Annotated in this window: 16 protein-coding genes and 1 pseudogene; 9 read left to right on the forward strand and 8 right to left on the reverse strand. The window is 73.2% G+C overall.

The window, feature by feature from the left end; genetic code table 11:
- Positions 1-78 precede the first annotated feature (78 nt).
- A complete protein-coding gene (locus QA802_RS03045) occupies positions 79-2220 on the forward strand; it encodes an ATP-binding SpoIIE family protein phosphatase (RefSeq protein ID WP_319165291.1) in 2142 nt (713 codons plus the stop codon).
- Positions 2221-2341: 121 nt separating this feature from the next.
- Here the strand turns inward: QA802_RS03045 and QA802_RS03050 are convergent, their stop codons facing one another.
- Positions 2342-3526 (reverse strand): type III polyketide synthase, encoded by a 1185-nt coding sequence (locus QA802_RS03050; protein ID WP_334517907.1) that lies wholly within the window; start codon positions 3524-3526, stop codon positions 2342-2344.
- Positions 3527-4094: 568 nt separating this feature from the next.
- Here QA802_RS03050 and QA802_RS03055 point away from each other — a divergent pair.
- Together QA802_RS03055 and QA802_RS03060 are read left to right on the forward strand one after the other, a co-directional pair.
- A complete protein-coding gene (locus tag QA802_RS03055) occupies positions 4095-4682 on the forward strand; it encodes a hypothetical protein (RefSeq protein ID WP_319165288.1) in 588 nt (195 codons plus the stop codon).
- 402 nt (positions 4683-5084) lie between these two features.
- A pseudogene (locus tag QA802_RS03060) lies at positions 5085-5288 on the forward strand (TetR family transcriptional regulator); the annotation flags it as partial.
- 62 nt (positions 5289-5350) lie between these two features.
- Here the strand turns inward: QA802_RS03060 and QA802_RS03065 are convergent.
- The 3 genes from QA802_RS03065 to lnt all read right to left on the reverse strand — a co-directional run bounded on the left by QA802_RS03065 (position 5351) and on the right by lnt (position 8701).
- On the reverse strand, positions 5351-5737 hold the full coding sequence (locus QA802_RS03065; RefSeq protein WP_319165286.1) for a nuclear transport factor 2 family protein: 387 nt from the start codon (positions 5735-5737) through the stop codon (positions 5351-5353).
- 844 nt (positions 5738-6581) lie between these two features.
- The gene (locus QA802_RS03070; RefSeq protein ID WP_319165284.1) at positions 6582-7061 is read right to left on the reverse strand and encodes an NUDIX hydrolase; all 480 of its coding nucleotides are present in this window, start codon (positions 7059-7061) and stop codon (positions 6582-6584) included.
- Positions 7062-7087: 26 nt separating this feature from the next.
- Positions 7088-8701 (reverse strand): apolipoprotein N-acyltransferase, encoded by a 1614-nt coding sequence (gene lnt, locus QA802_RS03075; protein ID WP_319165283.1) that lies wholly within the window; start codon positions 8699-8701, stop codon positions 7088-7090.
- A 565-nt stretch (positions 8702-9266) separates the two neighbouring features.
- Between lnt and QA802_RS03080 the strand changes: the two genes are divergently transcribed.
- Complete coding sequence (locus QA802_RS03080; RefSeq protein WP_334517912.1) at positions 9267-10358, forward strand: O-antigen ligase family protein; 1092 nt, start codon at positions 9267-9269, stop codon at positions 10356-10358.
- A gap of 49 nt (positions 10359-10407) precedes the next feature.
- Here QA802_RS03080 and QA802_RS03085 read toward each other — a convergent pair whose 3' ends face one another.
- Positions 10408-11001 carry a hypothetical protein gene (locus QA802_RS03085; RefSeq protein ID WP_319165280.1) on the reverse strand — a complete coding sequence of 198 codons (594 nt, stop codon included), beginning with the start codon at positions 10999-11001 and terminating at the stop codon, positions 10408-10410.
- A gap of 150 nt (positions 11002-11151) precedes the next feature.
- Entirely contained in the window at positions 11152-11937 is a 786-nt protein-coding gene (locus QA802_RS03090) for a glutamate racemase (RefSeq protein WP_334517916.1), read from the reverse strand.
- Between the two features lie 39 nt (positions 11938-11976).
- Between QA802_RS03090 and QA802_RS03095 the strand changes: the two genes are divergently transcribed.
- Entirely contained in the window at positions 11977-13170 is a 1194-nt protein-coding gene (locus QA802_RS03095; RefSeq protein ID WP_334517918.1) for a glycosyltransferase, read from the forward strand.
- Positions 13171-13195: 25 nt separating this feature from the next.
- Here the strand turns inward: QA802_RS03095 and QA802_RS03100 are convergent, their stop codons facing one another.
- Positions 13196-14554 (reverse strand): TerD family protein, encoded by a 1359-nt coding sequence (locus QA802_RS03100; protein WP_503461608.1) that lies wholly within the window; start codon positions 14552-14554, stop codon positions 13196-13198.
- A gap of 292 nt (positions 14555-14846) precedes the next feature.
- Here QA802_RS03100 and QA802_RS03105 point away from each other — a divergent pair, with 292 nt between their 5' ends.
- The 4 genes from QA802_RS03105 to QA802_RS03120 all read left to right on the forward strand — a co-directional run bounded on the left by QA802_RS03105 (position 14847) and on the right by QA802_RS03120 (position 19530).
- On the forward strand, positions 14847-15278 hold the full coding sequence (locus tag QA802_RS03105) for a DUF6643 family protein (protein WP_319165277.1): 432 nt from the start codon (positions 14847-14849) through the stop codon (positions 15276-15278).
- Positions 15279-15340: 62 nt separating this feature from the next.
- Positions 15341-16165 (forward strand): MOSC domain-containing protein, encoded by an 825-nt coding sequence (locus QA802_RS03110; RefSeq protein ID WP_334517922.1) that lies wholly within the window; start codon positions 15341-15343, stop codon positions 16163-16165.
- Between the two features lie 204 nt (positions 16166-16369).
- On the forward strand, positions 16370-16975 hold the full coding sequence (locus QA802_RS03115; protein WP_334517924.1) for an Rv1733c family protein: 606 nt from the start codon (positions 16370-16372) through the stop codon (positions 16973-16975).
- 107 nt (positions 16976-17082) lie between these two features.
- The gene (locus tag QA802_RS03120; protein ID WP_334517926.1) at positions 17083-19530 is read left to right on the forward strand and encodes a right-handed parallel beta-helix repeat-containing protein; all 2448 of its coding nucleotides are present in this window, start codon (positions 17083-17085) and stop codon (positions 19528-19530) included.
- Positions 19531-19573: 43 nt separating this feature from the next.
- Here QA802_RS03120 and QA802_RS03125 read toward each other — a convergent pair whose 3' ends face one another.
- Positions 19574-21922: a hypothetical protein gene (locus QA802_RS03125; protein ID WP_334517928.1), complete on the reverse strand. Its 2349-nt coding sequence runs from the start codon at positions 21920-21922 to the stop codon at positions 19574-19576.
- Between the last annotated feature and the right edge of the window lie 193 nt (positions 21923-22115).

The following is a 22115-nucleotide window of genomic DNA, read 5'->3' on the forward strand; positions in this document are numbered from 1 at the left end:
GTCAGGGATCTCGGGGCCCCGTCGCACGGGTCCGAGAAACGCACCCGGCGCCGGGCCGGGGAATGCCGAGAGAGCCGCATGGACGCCACGCCGTCGCCCTCGTCCTCATCCCCGTTCGACCTGCTCAGCAGCGCCTTGGGCCGCTACTGCCCGCGTGGCGGATCGGCGGCGGCCGGCGGCCGCGCCACTCGCCCGCACACACCGGACGACGCGGTGGCCGACCGTCAGGACCGGATTCTCGGCGTGGTCAGCCTGGACGCGGAGCTGCGCATCACCCGCTGCAATCTGGACGCCGCCGTGTTCGCCGGTCTGGACGCCGTGGCCGGGAGCCCCTTCGCGGATCTCCTGCCGCCCGGGGACGTGCCCACGGTCACCCGTCGGCTGCGGCAGGTCCTGGAGATCGGTGAGGCGCACGTCGCCCGGATCCAGCGCCTGCGGCGCGCCGACGGGACGGAGCTGGTGGTCTCCATGAGCATCCTGCCCGCGGCGGCGCCCCAGGACGGCCTGACCGTCTCCCTGATCGCCATGGCAAGGCGGCTGCACCTGTACGCCGCCGAGACCGCGATCGGCACCTCCCTGGACATCGGCGAGACCGCGCAGTCACTGGCGGAGTCCCTGCTGGCATGGGGGGACGTGGCCGCCGTCGACCTCGACTTCGCCGTGTGGACGGGCGAGGGAGTCACCGAGCACGCACAGGGGCGCATCCGGCTGCGGCGGGCGGCCCTGGTGCCGGACCGGGTGTGGCCGGAGGGGTACACGACTCCCGGCGACGATCTTCCCAACGACGCGAGTCGCCTCCTGGCGCAGGCGGTGCGCCGGGACGACGCCCCGCAGGCCATCGTCATACCGGACCGGGATTCGGTCGAACGGCTGCTCGGCAGCCCCCGGGTGATCCGTGCCCTGGTGCCCGGCGACCGGTCGGCGAGTGTGGCGTGCATACCGCTGGTCCTGGACGGCACGCCGCCGGTCGTGCTGGGCGTGGCGGAGGTCTGGCGGCGGGCGGACAGCCCCTTCCGCGACAGTGAGCTGTTCGACCTGCAGGAACTGGTGGCCAGGACCGCCCATCACGTCGACCTGGCCCGTCAGCACCACCGCGAGCACACTCAGGTGCTGGCGTTGCAGCGGCGGCTGCTGCCCCGGACGAGCGGCCGCACCATGGAGGTCGCCAGTGTCTACCAGCCCGCCACCCCCGACAGCGCGGGCGTCGGCGGCGACTGGGTGAACAGCTTTCCGCTGGCGGACGGGCGTACCGCGCTGGTGGTCGGAGACGTCGTCGGGCACGGTCTGGGGGCCGCGGCGACCATGGGCCAGCTGAGCATGGAGGCGCGCGCCCTGCTGTCCGCGGGGCTGGCGCCCGACGAGGTGCTGGAGCACCTGGACGAGACGGTGACGCTGCTGGACGACGCGGACTCCGGGCTGGCGGCCGGCTACAGCGCCCTCGGCTCCACCTGCTGCATCGCCCTCTACGACCCGGTCAGCCATCGTGTGACGCTCTCCAGCGCCGGTCATCTCCCGCCGGTCCTGGTGCTGCCGGACGGCCGCGCCGGCCCGCTCGCCGTCACCCCTCACCCGGGCCTCGGCGCCGAGTTCGCGCTGCGGGAGCCGTTCGACGTGTACACGTTCGACGCGCCCCCGGGTTCCCTGCTCGCCCTCTACACCGACGGCCTGGTGGAGGATCCCGCTCTGTCGATCGACGAGGGGATCAGCAGGCTGGCGGACACCTTGTCCACCGTGCACCCCTGGGACGCGCTGCAGCGGGCCGCACGGCATGTCGTCTCCTCGCTGGCGCCCGTGCGCCGGCGCGACGACGTGACCCTGCTGCTCGTGCGCATGATCGGCTACCGCAAGGGGGACACGGCGACCTGGCGACTGCCCGCCCGCGAGGACGCGCCCGCCCGCGCCCGTGCGCACGTCGCCGCGCGGCTGCGGCGATGGCACACCCGGGACGACCTCCGGGACGATGTGACGCTGCTGGTCAGCGAGCTGGTCACGAACGCGGTGCGATTCGCCGCCGGCCCGGTCACGGTACGGCTGATCAGAGCCGGACACGGTCTGCTTTTCGAGGTGGGCGACACCGGCAACGGCAGGCCCCGTCTGAGCCGGGGCGGCCTCCTCGACGACGGCGGGCGGGGCCTGCGCGTCGTGCACCGGCTGACCACCCGGTGGGGGGTGCGCTGGACGGATACCGGCAAGGTGGTCTGGGCGGAAGTCGCGAGGTGACACGCCTGCCGGGCGGGGTCGCGGGGTGACACGCCTGCCGGGCGGTGGTTCGGGCGTACGCGACTCTGTCCCGCCGGCACGTCCTACGGCTCCTACGGCTCTTACGGCTCTTACGGCCGGTCTACAGCCACTCCCCCTCCAGGGCGGTGGCGGTGAGCCCGGGCGCCGCCGCGTACAGGACGGCGCGATCGCCCGACTTCTGCCCGGCTTCGTACGCCCGCCGCAGGATGTCGAACACGGCGGCGCCCCCGCGGTTGCCGCTGGTGTAGCTGTCCCGGCTGTGGTCCAGCAGCCCCGACGGCCACGAGTCGGGCATCGTCTGCTCCATGTACTCCAGCACCCGGGTCCCGCCGGGGTGGGCGAGCAGCACGTCGGGGTGCCACGCCTCGGGGTCGTCCTGGTAGCGCAGGCGCAACCACTCCCACATCGCGGTGACCGTCTCCTGCACGGCGCGCGGCCCACGCCGGTCCATCACGAAGTGGGCGCCGTCCGCCCGCGTGTCCAGGCGGTGCAGGTCCTGGGTGCCGGGCAGGGTGTGGTGCCAGGCGGCGTCCAGTCGCAGCACCGACTCCTGCCTCGGGCGGCCCGTGACCACCGCGGCGACCGCGGTGTCGGCGAACAGCAACCGGACGATCAGGGACTCGAGGGTGTCGTCCGCGGGCTGGTACGTCGTGCTCAGCGCCTCCGCGATCACCACCAGGACCACCCGCTCGGGATCCGCGGCCACGAGATCCGCCGCCAGGGCCAGGGACCGGGTTCCCGCGACACAGGCCCACTGCGTGGCCGGCAGCAGCATGACATCGCTGCGGAGCGCGAGCCTGTTGGCCAGGGCGACGTCCAGGCCCGGCAGCGCCGGGGTGGTGGAGTGACTGGTGATCAGGCAGTCGACGTCAGCGACGTCCAGACCCGCGGTCTGCAGGGCCCCGCGCGCGGCGCGCTCCCCGTAGGACTGCACCGCCTCCCAGGCCGGGGCGGTGCGCTCCTGGACGGTCTGCGGCGCGGGTATGGACTCGAGGGCGGCGATCACACGGTCCATGTCCTGCCGGGTGAACCCGTCGCGTGCCAGCGCCTCCTGGGCGGCCCCGGCGCCGACAGCCCCCAGGCCGGTGCCGTTGCCGGGGGCGACGGCGGTCTCCAGCGGCAGCATCCACCCGCGGGTCTCGATGCCCGTACTGGCGGCGATCCCGTCGATCCGCGGCGCCCACGCCGCGTGCGGGTGCCGGTCGCGCACCTCAGCCACGATCTGGCTGGTCTCCACGGCGTGCTCACCGTGTATCACGGCGGGAGGACAGACGTAAGCGGCCATGATGGGTCACCTTTCCAGGAGGACGAGGAGGGAACGTCACGAGGACTTCGTCATGGGCCACTTCTGGATGTCGCGCCCATGGCGGTGGGCTCCGCTTCGGGAGTCGCCGTCCGTGTCGAGCATGGACGCCAAAGGGACATTTCCGCTGTGACTCACACAACTTGGGCGACCTTCGGCATGCGTGATACGGCACACATCGCAGCAATGGGGACCTTCGGAGCGGCTTCGCCCGTCGCCTTCTGACGCTTCGTCAACCCTGAAGCCGCCTGTCCCGCCGGGACCGCCGATCGAGCCGGACGCCGCGCGGAAGAGCGGCCGAGGGTCGTCGGTGACACCCGAATCACGGGAGCGCGTACGGCAGTTGCCCCTCCGAGGTCGCCACCGCTCGACAGGAAGGGTGAACGGCAAGGCACGCCCACCCCCTCCCGTCAGCCGCGGCGCGTCACGCACGGGTCCGGCGCGGTGCGCCCGCCAAGCGGGCGAGCGGGGCGGGCGGACCCGGCATGGTGCGGCTGCCCGAAGGGGCCGAGGCCGGAGACTGGCGGTCCGGAGCCAGTCAGGAGAGAGCATGGACGACCGCAGCCGCCCGGACCCCCACGGCTTGGTGACCGCCGACGGGGACGGGGGAGCCGGCAACCGGGCCGGGGTGCTGGGCACCGCGCTCGCCGGCGTGCTCGCGTTCGCGCTCTCCGCCGGCTCGTGGCAGTGGTTCTCCACCTACCTCGGCGTCACTCTGCTCGCCTTGATCCTCTCCTTCACCGGGCCACCGACCCCCGTGCCCGGCGCGAGATTCGCGTACGCGCGGAGCCTGACGGCGTACTCGCTGGTCGTCGGCCTGTGCGTCACGCTCGCGGTGGCCCCCGCCATGCAGCGCTGGGCCTGGTTCTTCCCGATGCCGGGCGCCCGCGACGCATGCGCCCACCTGGGCCGCTACGCGGCGCTCCAGACGCAGGCCGCGGTGAGCGGCCTGCACAGCCACGACAGCGCCGCGCTGGCGTATGCGCGAAGCGACCGGAGCATGCACGCCGTCAACGACTGCCTGGCGTCCACGACGACGCTCTGGCTGCCCGTGTACGCCTTGGCGGCGGCTCTCCTGGCCGGATTCGGCGCCTGGTTCGTGAGCAGGACCGGCGGCGCGCTCCGTCGAGCGGCATGACGCCGGCGAGCCGGAATTCCCGTTGCGGGTCCGCAGCTGCGGAAGGAGGTGACGGTGCACAGCGCGGCCGACGGCAAGGAGCCGGGCCACGTCGTGACGCTCGTCCGGGCGTCACCGTCGTCCGCGGAACGCACTCCTTCCAGTTCGGGTACAACCATGACGAGGGCACCCACGGCACCCACCACGACCTCTTCAGCGTGGTGGCCAGGAAGCCCTTCTCGCGCTTGCCGTGGATGTCGTGGCCCTCGGCGCCGAGCTGCTCGGCGACCTTCATCCGGACCGGGTCGTCGTCGTAGACCGTGCGGGCGTTCTCGCGGTGGACCGCGACGTCGACGCAACGGGTGACGACAGTCGTCATCGACCGCGTCACGGTAGACCATGACGAACGTCATAACCAGAGGGATCGGAAGAGAGGTCGTACGTGACCAAGCCCGAGCAGTCGGCGCGCGACCTGATCGTGGCCGGCGCGGCCTGAACGCGACGAGCATCCGCGAGACGGCCAAGCATGCCAGGGCGCCGCTCGGCTCGACGTACCACTACTTCCCCGAGGGCAAGCAGCAGCTGGTCACCGAGGCGGTCCGCTTCACGGGCGACGCCACAGCCAGGGCGCGTGACAATCCGCTGTTCCCCTGCACGTGACAACGAACTCACCGTCCGGCGCTCGCAGTTCAGACACTGCCGGGCGGGACGGGTGTGGCCTGGTGGTAGTACATCTGCCACGTTGCGGCCGCACCCCGCTTGCGCCAGAGCGAACTCCGCCGTGCCCGGTTTCCGTTCAACGTGGTCTCGTAGGTGAGATGCACCAACCCAGGCGCCAGCAGGACACCGGTGAACTTCGAGGCCTCAACGCGCGAACCGCTTCCTGCCGCACCGTCCAACTCGGGCAGCGCGGCCAGCATCTCGTCGAACGTCCACCGCCGCCCCGAAGCGCCGACCTCGGTGAAGTCCGGGTCCAGCAGCTGTCGGGCGAGCGAGCGTGACGCGCGCACGCTGGGGTCCATCAGACGCAGCTCGCCTGCGATCGCTTCGCGTACCTCATCCGTCTCTCGGCTCATACCGGCATCCTCGCCCAGGTGACCAAGCCCCTCGCAACCGAGTTACGTCACGCAGAGCACAACTCAGCCCCCGGGCCGTGACCTGTGGCTCAGCCGCGACGTGGTCCGGCGGCCTGGAGAGCTTGGCGGAACGCTTTCGACGGGTACGGGGTATCCCTGTCCTCGTCCTGGACCGTGACATAGAAGTCCGTCATCGCAGCGGCGATCGGTGCATGGCGGGAGAGGATCGCCCTGACCTCTCACCGATTCGACTCTGTTCTGCGCCAGGTCGGAAAGGTTCTTGTGAAGCCTCTGTACGAAGGCCAAGAAATTTTAAGTCTCAAGATTCCATTTCGCGACAACGGCCGCGACAGTGGAGCTGCGGGGAGAACGCCCATGCCGGATCGACCACATGGAACAGACTTTGACGCACCTTCGCATGGCCCGCCGGGGAGCCGCCGTGGCCCTGGGCCCTCTCCTCGTCGGAATCCTGTCACTCGGCTGCGCTCTTACGCCGACGAAGATCACTACAATCCAGGCGCCGACCGTGGAACTCCAGCATGCCTACGACGGTGGCGAGCCGACGGTGCGCATCAACGATGAGCCTGCTCCCTCACCCTTGCCGCGGCCCGTTCCGCCTGAGGACAGGGCGGTTCCGCGTGTGGAGCGTGATCCTGCTGCGCGGGTACCGCCGGCGGTCGCCCCGGAAAGCGGTGGTGGGGTCGATGAACAGGACCCGGTACAGCGCTCCCGGTCGGCCTGCTGAGCCGGCCGGGCCTGACAGCCGGGGCAGACCGATCCGCGATGCGGGGACGGGTCAGGGGCGTGCTCGGGGGGGCGGGGGACGCTGGTGGGTAATTTCCGGTCATTCCGACGTCGTGGTCTCGAACCAGGTGGGTCCGTCGGAGAGCGCCTGCTTGATGCGGAACAGCTGCCGTTCGTCCAGCGGCGGCAGGGCGTCCACCGCGAACCAGCCCACGTCGACGGACTCGTCGTCGTTGACCCGTGCGGCCCCGCCCACGGCCCGGCAGCGGAAGGTGACGTCCATGAACTGGCACTTGTCGCCGTTGGGGAACTCCATTTCCGTCCCGGCGCGCACCAGGACGACGCGCTCCGGAACGCAGCGCACGCCTGCCTCCTCGTAGACCTCGCGCACGGCGCAGTCCGCGGGCTGCTCCCCGGGGTCCGGGATGCCGCCGATCACGGTCCACTCCCCGTTGTCGGCGCGCTGGCCGAGCAGCACCCGCCCCTCGTCGTCGAAGACGACGGCGCTGACGCCGGGCAGCCAGAGCAGCTGGTGTCCCGCGGAGGCCCGGATCTCGGTGATGAAGTCAGGAGTCGGCATGGTCCGACCCTATCCGGGCCTCCCGGTCAGCCCGCCGCGTTCCGTCGGGTCCGCACCCCGGCGCCGATCGCCCACCCCAGACCACCCGCCGCGACCAGCACCAGAGCCACCTCGGGCAGGATGCCGAGCTTCGTCGCCGGGGTCTGCGAGGAGCGCAGAGGCACCTTCTGCACCAGGGAGTCCGCCACGAACATGCCGGTCTTCTGGGTGATCTTCCCGTCCGGCATGATGATCGCGCTGACACCGCTGGTCACGGGCACCGTGACGGTCCTGCTGTGCTCGACCGCGCGGACCCGGGACATGGCGAGCTGCTGGTAGGTCATCTCACTGCGGTCGAAGGTGGCGTTGTTGCTGGGCACGGAGATCAGCTGGGCGCCGTCGGTGACCTCGGAGCGCACGGCCCAGTCGAACGCGGCCTCGTAGCAGGTGACGAGCCCGACCTTGGCGTCGTCCATGTCGAAGACGCCCGGCTTCGTGCCCCGGCTGAAGTCCTTGCGGACCATCGACGTCCAGTCGCTGTTGATCGCCCCGATGAGCGAGCGCAGCGGAAGGTACTCGCCGAACGGCTGGACCTGTCGCTTGTCGTACGTCTGGGTGGGGCCCTTCACCGGGTCCCAGAGGATCTGCTCGTTGTAGAGCTCGCCGTCCCGCTCGACGACGCCGCCGACCGAGATGGGCGCGCCGATCGCCTTGGCGGCCCGGTCGATGACGGCGGCGGCGTCCGCGTTGGCGAAGGGGTCGATGTCGGAGGAGTTCTCGGGCCACAGCACGAAGTCGGGGCGGGCGACCTTGCCGGCCTCGACCTCGGCGGCCAGCCGCTCCGTCTCGCGCGCGTGGTAGTCGAGCACGGCCCGGCGCTGGGAGTTGAAGTCCAGGCCGAGGCGCGGCACGTTGCCCTGGATGACAGCGACCGTCGCGGTGCCGTCCTGCGCCTGGTCGCTCACCAGGGTGCGGGCGGCCAGCGCGGCGACGACCGGGACGGCCACGCTGAGCAGGGCCACCGCGGCCGCCGACCGCCGCACCTCGCCCGAGCGCCGCCGCTCGAGCACGAGGCGGACCGTCTCGTACAGGCCGAAGCCGCACAGGACGACGCCGAAGCCGAGCACGGGGGTGCCGCCGACCGCGGCGAGGGGCAGGAAGACGCCGTCCGCCTGACCGAAGGCGATCTTGCCCCACGGGAAGCCGCGGAAGGGCACACGCGCGCGTGCCGCCTCGCCGGCGATCCAGAGCGCGGCCGCCCACAGCGGCCAGGCCGGCAGCTTGGACACGGCGGCGACGCCCACGCCGACCAGCGCGACGAAGATCGCCTCGATGGCCACCAGGGCGAGCCAGGGGCCGGGGCCGACCTCGACGCCGGTCCACACCAGGAGCGGCAGCAGGAAACCCAGCCCGAAGAGGTAACCGAGACCGAAGGCGGCCTTGGGGCTGCGCCCCCGCAGCACCCAGCCGAAGGCGGCGAAGGCAGGCAGCGCCAGCCACCACACGGTGCGCGGCGGGAAGCTGACGTAGAGCAGCACGCCGGAGAGCGCCGCGGTGGCGGCCGGGACGAGGCGGCGCAGGAGCCGCGCGCCGCGCGAAGCCGGCGCGGCCGAGGGCTCCAGCCGGTCCGGCCGGCCTACGGAAGTTGCGGTGACGGTCACTCCGGGAGTGTACGGCGAGTGACCTTTTGCCCGACAGTTCGGTCCCACCGGGGCCGGGACAAGGCCCGCCGGGTCGACGGGCGTGCGCACCTGGGGCGATGACCGTGCCCGCCCGGGTCGAGACCGTGCCGGGACCGCAGACCGGACCCGCCAAGACGGAAGACCGGACGCGCCGGGACCGAAGATCGAGCTCTCCCGAGCCGAAGACCGAGCCCGTCCGAGCCGAAGACCGAGCACGCCGGGACCGGAGACCGGACCCGGCTAGGCGGAAGAAGACCGGACGCGTGGGGCCGATGACCGGGACCGCCAAAGGCCGACGACCCTGCGTGCCGCGGTCGGAGACCGGGCGCGTCATGGCCGATGGCCGGGCCCGCCGGGGTCCCCGGCCCTGGTGGGCCCGGGTCCCCGTGCCGGCGCACAACCCGGCGCGACTCATCCACAAACCGCCCATCAGCGGTTACCGTGGGCCAGAGTCCCGGTCTCGTGCGACCGGGGTCCGGCACGGTTCAGGTCCGTCACGGTCGGGGGGCGACCGGGTTCGGGGGGCGGGGTGGGTTCCACCGGGATGTCGTCCGCGGTCGACGAGGCCGCGGACGGAAACAGACGAAACGTTTCGGACGCGCTCGGCGCGACCGTGCTCGGGGCCTGTGCCGTCTGGTCCCTGGTCACTGCGGCGGTGCACGGCGGACGCCCCGAGGGCGTCCTGCTCGCCGTGCTGGCGGTGGCCGCCGGCTATGCGGCGGGGCGGATCACCGGCGTGCTGCTGCCGGTCGCCGCGCCCGGCGCCGGCGCGCTGGCAGGGCTGGCGTTGACGGTGACCGTGCCGGGGCTCGGCCCGGGGCCCGAGATCGCCGCGCCGCTGGGCCACGCGGGCGGCACCGCCGCGGTGCTGACCCTGTCGGCCGGCGCCGCCTGCTGCGCCGCATGGGCGACGCCCGTACCCGCACTGCGGCTCGCGCTGCGTCTGCTCGCCGCGGGCGTGGCGGTCACCGCGGCCCTCCTGGACTCGACGACGGGCGTGGTGACCTGCTGCGCCGTGTTGCTGTGCTCGCTGGCCGCCGGACGGATGCGCCACCGTGGGCCGGCGCTCGCCGCGTGGGTCGTGGCGGCCGCCCTGGTGACCGGCATGAGCTGGGCCGTCGCCGGGAACGCGCTGCCCGGCACACTCAACGGCTCACTCACGGGCCAGTTGACTCCGCACCGCGTCGACCTGTGGCGCGACGCCCTCGGCATGTTCCGCCGCCAGAGCGTTTTCGGCGTGGGCCCGGGACGCTTCGGCGAGCTGAGCGCGACGGCGGCGCAGTCGACGCCGTCCGACGACAAGCCGCACTCGGCGACGCTGCAGACGGCGGCGGAGCAGGGCGCCGTCGGGCTGCTGCTGCTTTCGGCGGTCTTCTGCTGGGTGCTGTCCGCGCTGTGGCGCTCGCGGCGTCCGACACCGGTCGTCCTCACCGCGGGGGCCACGCTGACGGCGGTCGGCGCGGTCGCCGCGGTCGGCAACGCGCTGAGTTTCACCACGGTGTCGGTGGGTGCGGGACTGCTGGCCGGTCTGGCCACGGCCCTGCCGCTCGCCGCGGAGCCCGCGGCGCCGGCGACTCCCGGAGCTCCGTCGCCGTACGAACGGGACCTGCACCACGGCGACCGCCCAACGGCCTGACGCAGCGGCCTGAAGGGGCGGCCTGAAGCGGCAAGGAAAGGCCTGACTGTCAGCGCGCCGGGCCCGGGGCGCCGGTGCGCAACCGCTCCCGGATGACGCGCACGGCCGACTCTGCGTCGTCCACCGTGATCGTGAACGTGTGGCCGTCCCACAGCCTCAGCACCACGCCCTCACCCTTGCGGACGACGACCGCGGTGCCCTTCTCCGGCCGCCAGCGATAACCCCAGCCGCCCCAGTGACGAGGCGTGACGTGCGGTTCGAAGTCGGCGCCGGCGACATGGGCCAGCGGGATCCGGCGGCGCGGCAGCCCGATGTGACCGCAGCGCACCTCGAGGGACTCCTCGTCGAGCTTCAGGTCGACGTGGACGAAGGCGAGGGTGCCGAAGAGCACCAGCAGCCCGGCGGCGATGCAGCCGACGACGGACATCACGAGCGGGGCGACGCCGGACGTCCAGGCCGACTCGACGGCGAGCTCGACGCCGAGCGCCATGCAGGCGGCCCCGACCAGGGCGAGCAGCCACTGGAAGCGGTTGGTGGCGCGCCCCGTCCAGACATCGGCATGCGGGACGGCGGAGGGCGGGGCGTCGCGATGCGGGACGTCAGGAAGCGGAATGCTCTCATCGTGGGGGTGGTGGTCCCTCATATCCATGAGATTACTCAGGTTTCGCTGCGCCGGTAGTCCGTAGCGCAGGGTGACTACTCCGCCCGGAGCCGGCCCGGGACCCGCCCGGGGAAGGCTCGGAGCCCGCCAGAAACAGCACACCCAGCGGGCCACAGGCGGGGTTCCGGACGGTCACGGAGCGGGGCTGACAGCCTGGAGCAGGCGGCCTTCCGGGTAGGCCAGCGCCGGAGTCGGCAGAACGCCCGGGCGACCGCTGAGCAGAACCGTCACTGCACCGAGCGCCGCACCCTCCGGCTCGGGGCGGGCGCCGATCCTGCGCAGTGCCTGCGCGGCCACCGCGCCGGCCGAGCCGTGCAGGACCAGCGGCGGCCGGCCGGGGCGCCGCACGGCGGCACGGATCCGGTCGGCGACGAGCTCGTAGTGGGTGCAGCCGAGGACGACGGTGGTGACTTCCTCGGGGGTGAGGGCGGCGGCCGCGGCGACCGCCGCGTCGATCGCCGTCTCGTCCGCGTGCTCCACCGCCTCGGCCAGCCCCCAGCAGGGCACCTCGGCGACCGTGACGCCGTCGGCGAAGTTCTCGATCAGGCCCCGCTGGTAGGGGCTTCCGGTGGTGGCGGGCGTGGCCCAGATCGCGACGGGACCGCCCCCGGCCGCGGCCGGCTTGATCGCCGGAACGGTGCCGATCACCGGGATGCCGGGTTCGAGGGTGGCCCGCAGGGTGGGCAGGGCGTGCACGGTCGCCGTGTTGCAGCCCACGATGAGGGCCTCGGGCCGGTGCGCCGCGGCGGCCTCCGCGACGGCCAGCGCACGCGCGGTGAGGTCCTGCGGGGTACGCGGTCCCCAGGGCATGCCGTCGGGGTCGAGGGAGAGCACGAGATCGGCGTCCGGTCGCAGGCGCCGTACCGCGGCGGTGGCCGCCAGCAGGCCGATTCCGGAGTCCATGAGCGCGATCTTCACCCGGCCACCATAGACGATGTGCGCCTGTCGCCCCTTCGGGTGGGGAAGACTGCGCACGTGAGCGCCATTGTGTGGATCGCCGCCCTGTCCCTGGCCGCCTGGCTGTGGCTGCTGCTCTGTCAGGGGCTCTTCTGGCGCACGGACATCAGGCTGCCGGACCGGTCGGCGCCGCGGGAGTGGCCGTCGGTCTGTGTCGTCGTCCCCGCGCGCGACGAGGCGGCGGTGCTGCCCGCGAGCCTGCCCTCGCTGCTCGCCCAGGACTATCCGGGGCGGGCCGAGGTCTTCCTCGTCGACGACGGCAGCCGCGACGGCACGGGAGACCTGGCGCGCGCCCTCGCCCGGCGGCACGGCGGGCTCCCGCTGACCGTGGACTCACCCGGTGAGCCGCCCGCGGGCTGGACCGGGAAGCTGTGGGCGGTGCGGCACGGGATCGGCCTGGCACGCGCGCGTGAGCCCGAGTACCTCCTCCTCACCGACGCCGACATCGCGCACGCGCCCGACAGTCTGCGGGAGCTGGTGGCGGCAGCCCGTACCGGCGGCTTCGACGTCGTCTCCCAGATGGCACGGCTGCGGGTGGAGAGCTCGTGGGAGCGGCTGGTGGTGCCGGCGTTCGTCTACTTCTTCGCCCAGCTGTACCCGTTCCGCCGGATCGGCCGGCGCGGTGCGCGCACGGCGGCCGCGGCGGGCGGCTGCGTCCTGCTGCGCGCCGAGACGGCCGAGCGGGCGCGGATCCCGGACGCCATCCGGCAGGCGGTCATCGACGACGTGGCGCTCGCGCGGGCCGTGAAGGGCGCGGGCGGGCACATCTGGCTGGGGCTGGCCGAACGGGTGGACAGCGTGCGGCCGTACCCGAGGCTGCACGACCTGTGGCGGATGGTGTCGCGCAGCGCGTACGCGCAACTGCGCCACAGCCCTGCCCTGCTCCTCGGGACGGTGCTCGGTCTGGCTCTGGTGTACCTGGTCCCGCCGCTCGCCCTCCTCGTCGGACTCACGGCGGGCAGCGCGCCGACGGCGGTGTGCGGCGCGCTGGCCTGGCTGGTCATGGCGGGGACGTACGTCCCGATGCTGCGCCACTACCGGCAGCCGGTGTGGCTCGCTCCCCTGCTGCCGTTCACCGCGTTCCTCTACCTCCTGATGACGGTCGACTCCGCCGTGCAGCACTACCGGGGGCGCGGTGCGGCCTGGAAGGGCCGCACCTACACGCGTCCGGACGCCGTCGCCGACGAGGGCTGAGCCGGCCCGGGACCGGCGCCGGCTCCTATTTGCGGCCCGGGGTCCAGTTCATGCCCCACCCGTAGGCGTGGTCGACGGTGCGCTGCGGGCTCACGCCGCGCTCGGGCACCAGGTAGCGGGCCTCGCGCTGGACGACGAGGTCGCCGCCCTGGTTGGTGATGAGCGCCAGTACGCAGACGGTCGACGGAACGGTGCACTCGTCCAGGGAGAAGTCGACCGGTGCGCCGAACTGGGGTTGCAGCGTGACCGTGGCGTGCAGGTCGGCGAACGAGCGGGCGCCCTCGTAGATGGTCACGAATACCAGGATGCGCCGGAAGTCGTTCTTTCGGTCGAGGTTGACCGTGAGGTTCTCACCGCTCGACACGGCGCCCGTGCGGTCGTCGCCGTCGAGGTGGATGTACGGCGGCTGGTGCAGCGAGCCGAAGGCGTTGCCCAGGGCCTGGACCACGCCCTTGCGGCCGTCGGCGAGTTCGAACAGGGCGCACAGGTCGAGGTCGAGGTCGTTGTGCAGCGCGACCGCCCGCCCGCGCTTGCTGCCCCATCCGGAGAACTGCTTGCGCACCTCCCAGTTGAGGTTGACGCGCAGGGCGCCCGACGTGCCGCCCTGTTTGGTCAGGGACACCGACGGGGCGGCCTTGGTGAGCGTCACCTTGGTCAGCCTGATGGGCGCGCCCGTCGCGCCCGGCGCCGCGGGCGGGGCGGTGGGGGGCGGCGGGGCCTGGTGGACGGGCGGGGGCACCGTGACGGGGAAGGCGGGCATCGTCGGCTGCTGGGGCGGCGGCGTCGGGGTCACGGGGGCCGACGGAACCGGGGGCTGCGGAGCGGAGGCCGGCGGCGGAACGGGGGGCGCGGCGTGTTGCGGCTCGTCCACGGTGATGCCGAAGTCCGTGGCCAGGCCCTCGAGTCCGCTGCCGTAGCCCTGTCCGACGGCGCGGAACTTCCAGGCGCCCTGACGGCGGTAGAACTCGCCCAGCACGAAAGCGGTTTCAACGGTGGCCCCGGCGCTGTCGAACCGCGCCACCACCGCGTCCCGCGCCGCGTCCCGCACCTCGATGTAGAGGTCCGGGATCTGACCGAAGGAGCCGCCGTCCGACGAAGCGGCCAGGACGACGGTCTCGATCGCGGGCTCCACGCGCGCGAGGTCGACGAGGATGCTGTCGGTCACCCGCCCCTCGGCGTCGCGTTTGCCCTCGTGGCGGACGGCGCCGGAGGAGTGCGCGGGCTGGTTGTAGAAGACGAAGTCGGCGTCGGAGCGGACCTTTCCGGCCAGCAGGAGCAGCGCCGACGCGTCGGCGTCGGGAACGCCCGGTCCGGAGCGCCGACCCAGTTCGACGCGCAGCGCCGTGGTCGGGACCGGGACATTGGACCCCTTCTGCATTGACATGTACGCCCCCATTGTGTGTCAGTGCACCAGGCCGTAGGTCCCGGCACCCCTCGGGTTGTCTACCGGCCAACCTATTGCGAGGGACGGCGGACGCCCATCAAGAGCGCGGGACCGAGCCTGGCCAACCCCTGGTAACCCACCCGGAACTCGGCTTTTACACGATCTACGTGTTGTTCGCCGTCCTTTTTTCCCAAGTTCGCTCGCATTGGGGATCCGAGGCTCCTACCGACACGGAAATCAACCCTCTTATCGGTCTCCCCAACCAGCACATCGTGGGCTTACCTTATGTGCCATGACCTCCCCCCGCTCCACCTACGGAGGCGGCTACTACTCCGCCTTCCCGGACACTCCGATCTACGACTCGCTCGTGGCCGAGCGGGGCACCCCGCAGATCGCCCCGATCCGGGTCCCCGCCGCGTACGACATGGGCGGCGGCAACCTGCCCGCGCTGCCGTCGGCGCTGCCCGCCCTCCCGGCCGGTCCGTCGCAGCAGTCCTACGGCTACCCGCAGGCGCAGCAGCCCGCGCCGCTGCAGCAGGCCCCGGCGGCCTACATCCCGCCGCAGGCCGTCGCGCCGCGCGGCTACCCCGGCCCCCAGATGCAGCAGCAGCCGCGCCCCGCGGGCCCCGGCATGAACTACGAGGCGATGCGCCCGGCCGCGCCCCGGCCCGCCGCGCCGCAGTACCAGGATCCGTACAACCAGCAGCAGTACCGGGGTTACTGAGCTGATCCGGGGTCACTGAGCTGATCCGGGGTCACCTTGCGCCTCCTGGCAAAATGACCCCCATGCCTGAAGCGGAACTGCTGTCGATCCACGTCCACCCGGTCAAGGCGTTGCGGGGCCAGGCGCCCCGTGAGGCCGTCGTGGAGCCCTGGGGGCTGGCCGGAGACCGGCGTTGGGCGCTGATCGACGACGGGGGAAAGGTCGTCACCCAACGCCAGCAGCCGCGCCTCGCACTGGCCGCCGCCGAGCTTCTGCCCGGCGGCGGCGTGCGTCTGTCGGCGCCCGGTCGGCCGCCGCTGTCGGTCGCCGTGCCCGATCCGGCGGCCCGGGTGCCGCTGGAGATCTTCCGCGACAAGGTGGAGGGGGTCCTCGCCGACGACGCCGCGCACGCCTGGTGCAGTGGCTATCTCGGCGCGGACGTACGGCTGGTCCACATGGACGATCCCGCCGTCCGCAGGCCCGTCGACCCGGCGTACGCGCTGCCCGGCGAGACCGTCGCGTTCGCCGACGGATATCCGCTGCTGGTCGTCACGACCGCGTCCCTCGACGCCCTCAACTCACTCGTCGCGAAGGGCGAGCACGCCGCCGAGGGGCCGCTGCCGCTGAACCGTTTCCGGCCGAACCTGGTCGTGTCGGGCACCGAAGCGTGGTCCGAGGACGGGTGGTCGCGGCTGGTGGTCGGCGAGGTGGGGTTCCGGGTCGCCAAACCGTGCGGACGGTGCGTCGTCACCACCACCGACCAGGTCACCGCCGCGCGCGGCAAGGAGCCGCTGTACTCCCTCGGACGGCACCGGCGCGTCGGCGGCGCGCTGGTCTTCGGCCAGAACCTGGTGCCCCTGTCCCGCGGCACGATCCGGATCGGCGATCCGGTGCGCGTCACCGACTGATCACGGGCAGGGGCGGTCACGGTGCGGGTGACCGGTGGGGAACCCCCGCCCGACCCGGGGCGTTGGGACGGCCGAGAGGTTCACGAAGGCTTCATCAGGGTTCTGAAGCGATCCTCGCGCTGGTGATTTCGCTCTCTCTTCGACGGGAGCCGGGTGTCAACCGCTCCGACGGGGGTTGTCTCGGATCGGAAGGGGGTGCGGTCCATGCGAGCGATGAGCGGGATCTGGCGCTGGCGACACAATCCGCTGCGCCGGGGAACGGACCTGGCCGAGGCGTGGGGGGCCCTGGCGGCCCTGCTCCTGATCCTCGTCGTCGCGCCCGTGGTGGGCTCCGTCGTCGGCGCCCTGGCACAGGGCACGCTGCAGCAGTCGGTCCGTGCGCAGCACGCGTCGCGCCACGAGGTCACGGCCACCGTGGTGCGCAAGGCGACCGGTTCGCCGACGGACGTGGATCCGGAGACGACCAACGGCCGGGAGACACGGACCCGGGTCGTCGCCGACTGGACCGCGCCGGACGGCAGCGCACGGCACGGCACCGTCCTGGCGGGCCTCAGAGCCCCGCACCCCGGCGACCGCTTCGCGATATGGACCGACGGTCACGGCCGTCTCGTGGCCCGTCCCCTGGACTCCGCCACCGCCACGGCGCACGCCGTGCTCGCCGGCTTCGGCGCGGCCCTGTTCTCCGCGGGCGCCGTGGAGGGCGGCCGGCGGCTGGTCGTCTGGCGCATGGTCCGCCGCCGTTACGCCCGTTGGGACCAGGCCTGGGACCGGGCGGGTCCGGACTGGGGGCGCACCGGCGCCGGCAGCTGACGGCCTTTCGTCTCTGGTCAACCCACTGCCCGCGCGCACGCTACGGTGGTCCGGCCGAAGCTTTCGGCATCAACCCGCGTACCACGAGGTGGGGGCACAGCAACGCCATGGCACAGGGCACGGTCCAGGTGACGCACACCGGCACATCGCGGTGGCGGCGCCGCACGGGTGAGTACGCATCGCTCGCCGCAGCCCTGGAGGCCGCGGCGGAGGGCGACGTCCTCACCATCGCTCCCGGCACCTACCGGGAGAACCTGGTCGTGGAGCGGTCGGTGACCCTGCGCGGGCCCGAGGGCTCCCCCGGCTCCGTGCGCCTCGCTCCGTTGGACGGAGTGCCGCTGACGGTCCGGGCCTCGGCCGTGGTGCAGGACCTGCACGTGGAGGGGCAGGACGCGGCCGCGCCCGCGGTGCTCGTCGAGGAGGGCACCCCGGAGCTGCTGGACCTGCGGATCGTCACCCGGTCCGCGGCGGGCGTCGAGGTGCGCGGCAGCGCCCGCCCCACGGTGCGGCGGTGCACCGTCGACAACCCGGCGGGCATCGGCATCGCCGTGGTCGACGGCGGCGGCGGCGTCTTCGAGGAGTGCGAGGTCCTCGCGGCCGGCCAGGCCGGCGTCGCGGTGCGCGGCGGCGCGCGTCCCCGGTTCGAGCGCTGCCGGGTGCACCACACCTCGGGGGCGGGTCTGAGCGCGACCGGCGACCACACCGCGCTCGAGGCGGTGGGCTGCGAGGTGTACGAGGTCAGGGGCAGCGGCGTCCAGGTCAGCGCGCGGGCCACGGCCCACCTCACCGACTGCGACGTGCACCGCACCACCGCCGACGGCGTCACCCTCGACACCGACGCCGTGCTCACCCTGGCCGACTGCCGCATCCACGACATCCCGGAGAACGCGGTCGACCTGCGCTCCCGTTCCGTGCTGACGCTGACCCGCACGACGGTGCGTCAGTTCGGGCGCAACGGGCTGTCGGTGTGGGACCCGGGCACGCGCGTGGACGCCAACCAGTGCGAGATCTTCGACAGCACCGGCGACTACCCGGCCGTCTGGGTCAGCGACGGCGCCACCGCGGTGCTGGACTCCTGCCGGGTGCACGACGTGCCGGACGCCCTGTTCGTCCTCGACCGCGGCTCCCGCGCGGACGTCGTCGACAGTGACCTGTCCCAGGTGCGCAACACCGCGGTGTCGGTGAGCGACGGCGCGACGGCCCAGCTCGACGACTGCCGGATCAGGGACGCGGCGACCGGCGCCTGGTTCCGTGACCACGGCAGCGGCGGCACCCTCGACAACTGCACGATCGACAGCACGCAGACCGGCGTGATCGTCACCAAGGGCGCCGACCCGACCGTGGAGCGCTGTACGGTCGACTCCCCCGCCGAGGCCGGGTTCTACGTGTCGGCCGGCGGCCGCGGCAGCTTCCTGAACTGCCGGGTGACCAACAGCGGGGGCTACGGCTTCCACGTGATAGACGGCAGCCGGACGACGCTGCGCAAGTGCCGGACCGAGCGCTGCGCGCGCGGCGGCTACGAGTTCGCCGACGCGGGGGCGGAGTCCGCGTCCGGTTCCGCGCCCGTCGTGGAGGACTGCAGCAGCGACGAGAGTGCGGGCGTGCGCATGCCCGGCGCGCCGGCCGCCCTGGAGACGGTCGCGCAGACGACGGTCCAGTCCCCGGGTCTGCTCGGCGTGCTGCCCGAACAGCGCGTCGCCGTGCCCGAACCGCAGCCGGCCGCCGCGGCGCCGCAGGCATCGGTGCGGACCTCGCAGGACGTGCTCGGCGAGTTGGACACCCTGGTCGGCCTGGACAGCGTCAAGCGCGAGGTGCGGGCCCTCATCGACATGATCGAGGTGGGCCGGCGCCGTCAGCAGGCGGGGCTCAAGGCGGCGTCCGTCAAGCGCCACCTGGTCTTCACCGGTTCCCCTGGCACCGGCAAGACGACGGTCGCGCGTCTCTACGGTGAGATCCTCGCCGCTCTCGGCGTGCTGGAGAAGGGCCATCTCGTCGAGGTGTCCCGGGTGGACCTGGTCGGCGAGCACATCGGTTCGACGGCGATCCGCACCCAGGAGGCGTTCCAGCGGGCGCACGGCGGTGTGCTGTTCATCGACGAGGCGTACGCGCTGTCGCCGGAGGACGCCGGCCGGGACTTCGGCAAGGAGGCCATCGACACGCTGGTGAAGCTGATGGAGGACCAGCGGGACGCCGTCGTCGTGATCGTCGCGGGCTACACGGCGGAGATGGAGCGGTTCCTGGCGGTCAACCCCGGGGTGGCGTCCCGTTTCTCACGGACCATCACCTTCGGTGACTACGGTCCCGACGAGCTGTTGCGGATCGTGCGGCAGCAGGCCGAGGAGCACGAGTACCGGCTCGGTCCGGGGGCCGAGGACGCGCTGCTGAAGTACTTCACGGAGCTCCCGAAGGGCCCCGCCTTCGGCAACGGCCGCACCGCCCGGCAGACGTTCGAGGCAATGGTGGAGCGGCACGCGAGCCGGGTCGCGCAGGTGGCGGAGCCCAGCACGGACGATCTGACCCTGCTGTACGCGGAGGACCTGCCGGACCTGCCCTGACGGTGGTGCGCGCCCGCTGCCGCGGCGCCTCCCCGGCGGGCGTTCACGCCCGCTGCGCCGGCACCTCCCCGGGTGGCGCCTCGGGCCGCAGCCGGCCCAGCAGCAGTTCGCGCTCCTCGGCGAACGCCGGGTCGGCCTGGTAGTCGGAGTGCCCGAGGACGGGCGTGGGCAGCGGATGGTCCTCGCTGCGGCCGTACGCCAGCGGGTCGGCGAGCGGATCACGGTCCACCCGGGGGCCGCAGCCGTCGCCGGACAGCCGTACGGGGCCGCCGATGGGATCGGTCGGCCGGTACAGGTTGCGCCAGCAGTCGATGTCCTCGTGCAGGGCGGCCAGCGCTGCCGGTCCGAAGTGGGCGGGGAACCAGCGGCCGTAGAGGCGCTCGATCGGGGAGCCGTAGGTGAGCAGGGCGACGCGGGCGCGGTCGGACGGTTTCAACTGCCAGGCCGCCGCGGCAGCGAGGACGCTGCCCTGGGAGTGCCCGGAGATGACCAGGCGTCCGCCCGTGGCACGCGTCCAGGTGGCCACGCGCCAGGTCAGGTCGGGCACCGCGCGCTCCGCGTAGCAGGGCGGGGCGAAGGGGTGCGCGGCGCGCGGCCAGAACGTGCCGACGTCCCAGAGGATGCCGATCGTGCGCCGCGCGGAAACGTCCTTGTAGGCGCGTCGGCCCCAGGTCACGAGCAGGATGAAGCCGAGCCCGATCAGCCAGGAACCCAGCGCCTGGGCGGTCTGGGCGGCGCCCTGCACGAAGGGCTGGGCCGTCTGCGCGGCCCGGGCCGGGGTCCGTCCGGTGCCGAAGGCGCCGACAAGCGCGCCCGCGCCGAGCAGCAGGGTCGCGGTGGCGACGACGGCGACGAGGAGCGGGCCGCGGTCGGTGAGCGAGGCCATCGCGCGGGCCCGGGCGATGAGCCGGGTGCGGGCCGCGTCGCCGGAGCGCACCCCGTACGTTTGGACCACCTCCTTCTCCTCGACCCGGATCAGCAGCAGGGTGCGCCGGGCGAGGAGCGCGCACAGCGTCAGCACCACCAGGAGCAGTACCGGAATGACGGCCGCCTGCCAGGTCAGCATTACCGGCGGGCCGTCGAGGGAGGCGCCGGTGCCGTCGAGCCAGTCCGACACCCGTTGTGACACCCCGCCGGACATGACGCCGCCCAGCGCGCAGGCCAGCATCGCGACGGCGGGGCCGCCGAGGCCGTGCAGCGCGCAGCGCTCCGGCGGCGCGCCGGGGCCGCGCGTTCGCGGGCAGTGGTGCAGGGTGCGGGCGACGACGGCGAGGGCGATCACCAGGGCGCCCTGGGCGAGGGCCAGTGCGCCGAAGGTGGCGTCGCCCGGGAGCCGGCCCTCGGAACTCCAGCCCGGGCGGTCCCATCCGGCGTACACCAGGGTGAGGGCGAGCAGCGTGAGGGCGGCCAGCGGCAGCCGGCGTACGAGGTGGGCGTCGACGCGCCGGTCGAGGCGGCGCTCGCTGCGGCCCCGGGCGCACACCACCCAGACCGTGGCCAGCGCGCCCGCGGCCAGGGACGCCTCCAGGGCGCGGCCCATCAGGTCGAGGAGGGCGGGGCCGCCGGGTCTGCGGTCCTCACGCACGGCCGCCGTGCCCACCGCCGCGGCGACCGTCAGCAGTCCGGCCGCGGTGTGCGCGGCGCGGAGCCGGGCGACGAGGCGGCGGCCGTACCAGAAGCCGGGCCGGCTGAGCGCGGTGTGCGCGGGGCCGGTCTCGGGCTCGGGCGTGCGGTGGAGGGGTTCCTGGGACTCGTACGCCCGCCAGGTGCGGTGCGAGAGGTACCAGAGGAGGCCGGTGAGCGCGGTCGGCAGCAGGGCGGCAAGGGCGAGGCGGCGGCCCGGCAGGCTCCACCAGCCGCCGTCCGAGGCGGTCGGTGACAGGAAGCCCAGCCAGGTGTGGCGTTCGGCGCAGGCGGCCGTGCCGGCGCACTGCCAGGCCGTCAGGTCGAGGGCGACCTCACAGGCCGCGGCCACCAGCAGCACGGTCAGGCTCAGCGCCGCGAGCCGCACCAGCAGGCCGTACACCCGCACCGCGCGTATGCGTTCCGTCGCGGCGGGGCGCATCCAGTGGGCGAGGTTGACGACCATGAACGGCAACAGCAGCAGCCACAGGGCGCGGGTGCCGTTGCCGGAGGTGAGGTTGGACCACACGTACGCCTCGGGGACCGGTGCCGCGCGACCGCGGTCGTCGCCGGGACGGCTGTCGGCGGCGACGTCGTGTCCGGGACGGGTTTCGGCGTGGACGTCGTCGGCACGCCGGTAGACGGCCGCCGTCGCGTCGCCGGTGATCCGCACGGTGCGCGGATCGTTCAGCATCTTCTCGGGCGTGGCGCCGCCCACGCCGTGGACCAGGAGTTCCAGGGCGGCTCCGCCGGCAGAGGCAGGTTTCACGATGCGCACTTCCCCCATGACACGTCTTCGGATGTGTCCGTGCGGGCATAACGATCGCCACTTCGGACGCGTGATACACCTCCGGTCACGGAATCTCCCCGTGGTGTGCGACGGACACGCACCTCGCGGGAGTGGCATGCACGCGTCGGGGTGGTGGCACAGCTGTGACCTCGCCGTGCGAGGATGGGGGGCC

The sequence above is a fragment of the Streptomyces sp. B21-105 genome (assembly GCF_036898465.1).
In the GTDB taxonomy this organism is placed as follows: Bacteria; Actinomycetota; Actinomycetes; order Streptomycetales; family Streptomycetaceae; genus Streptomyces.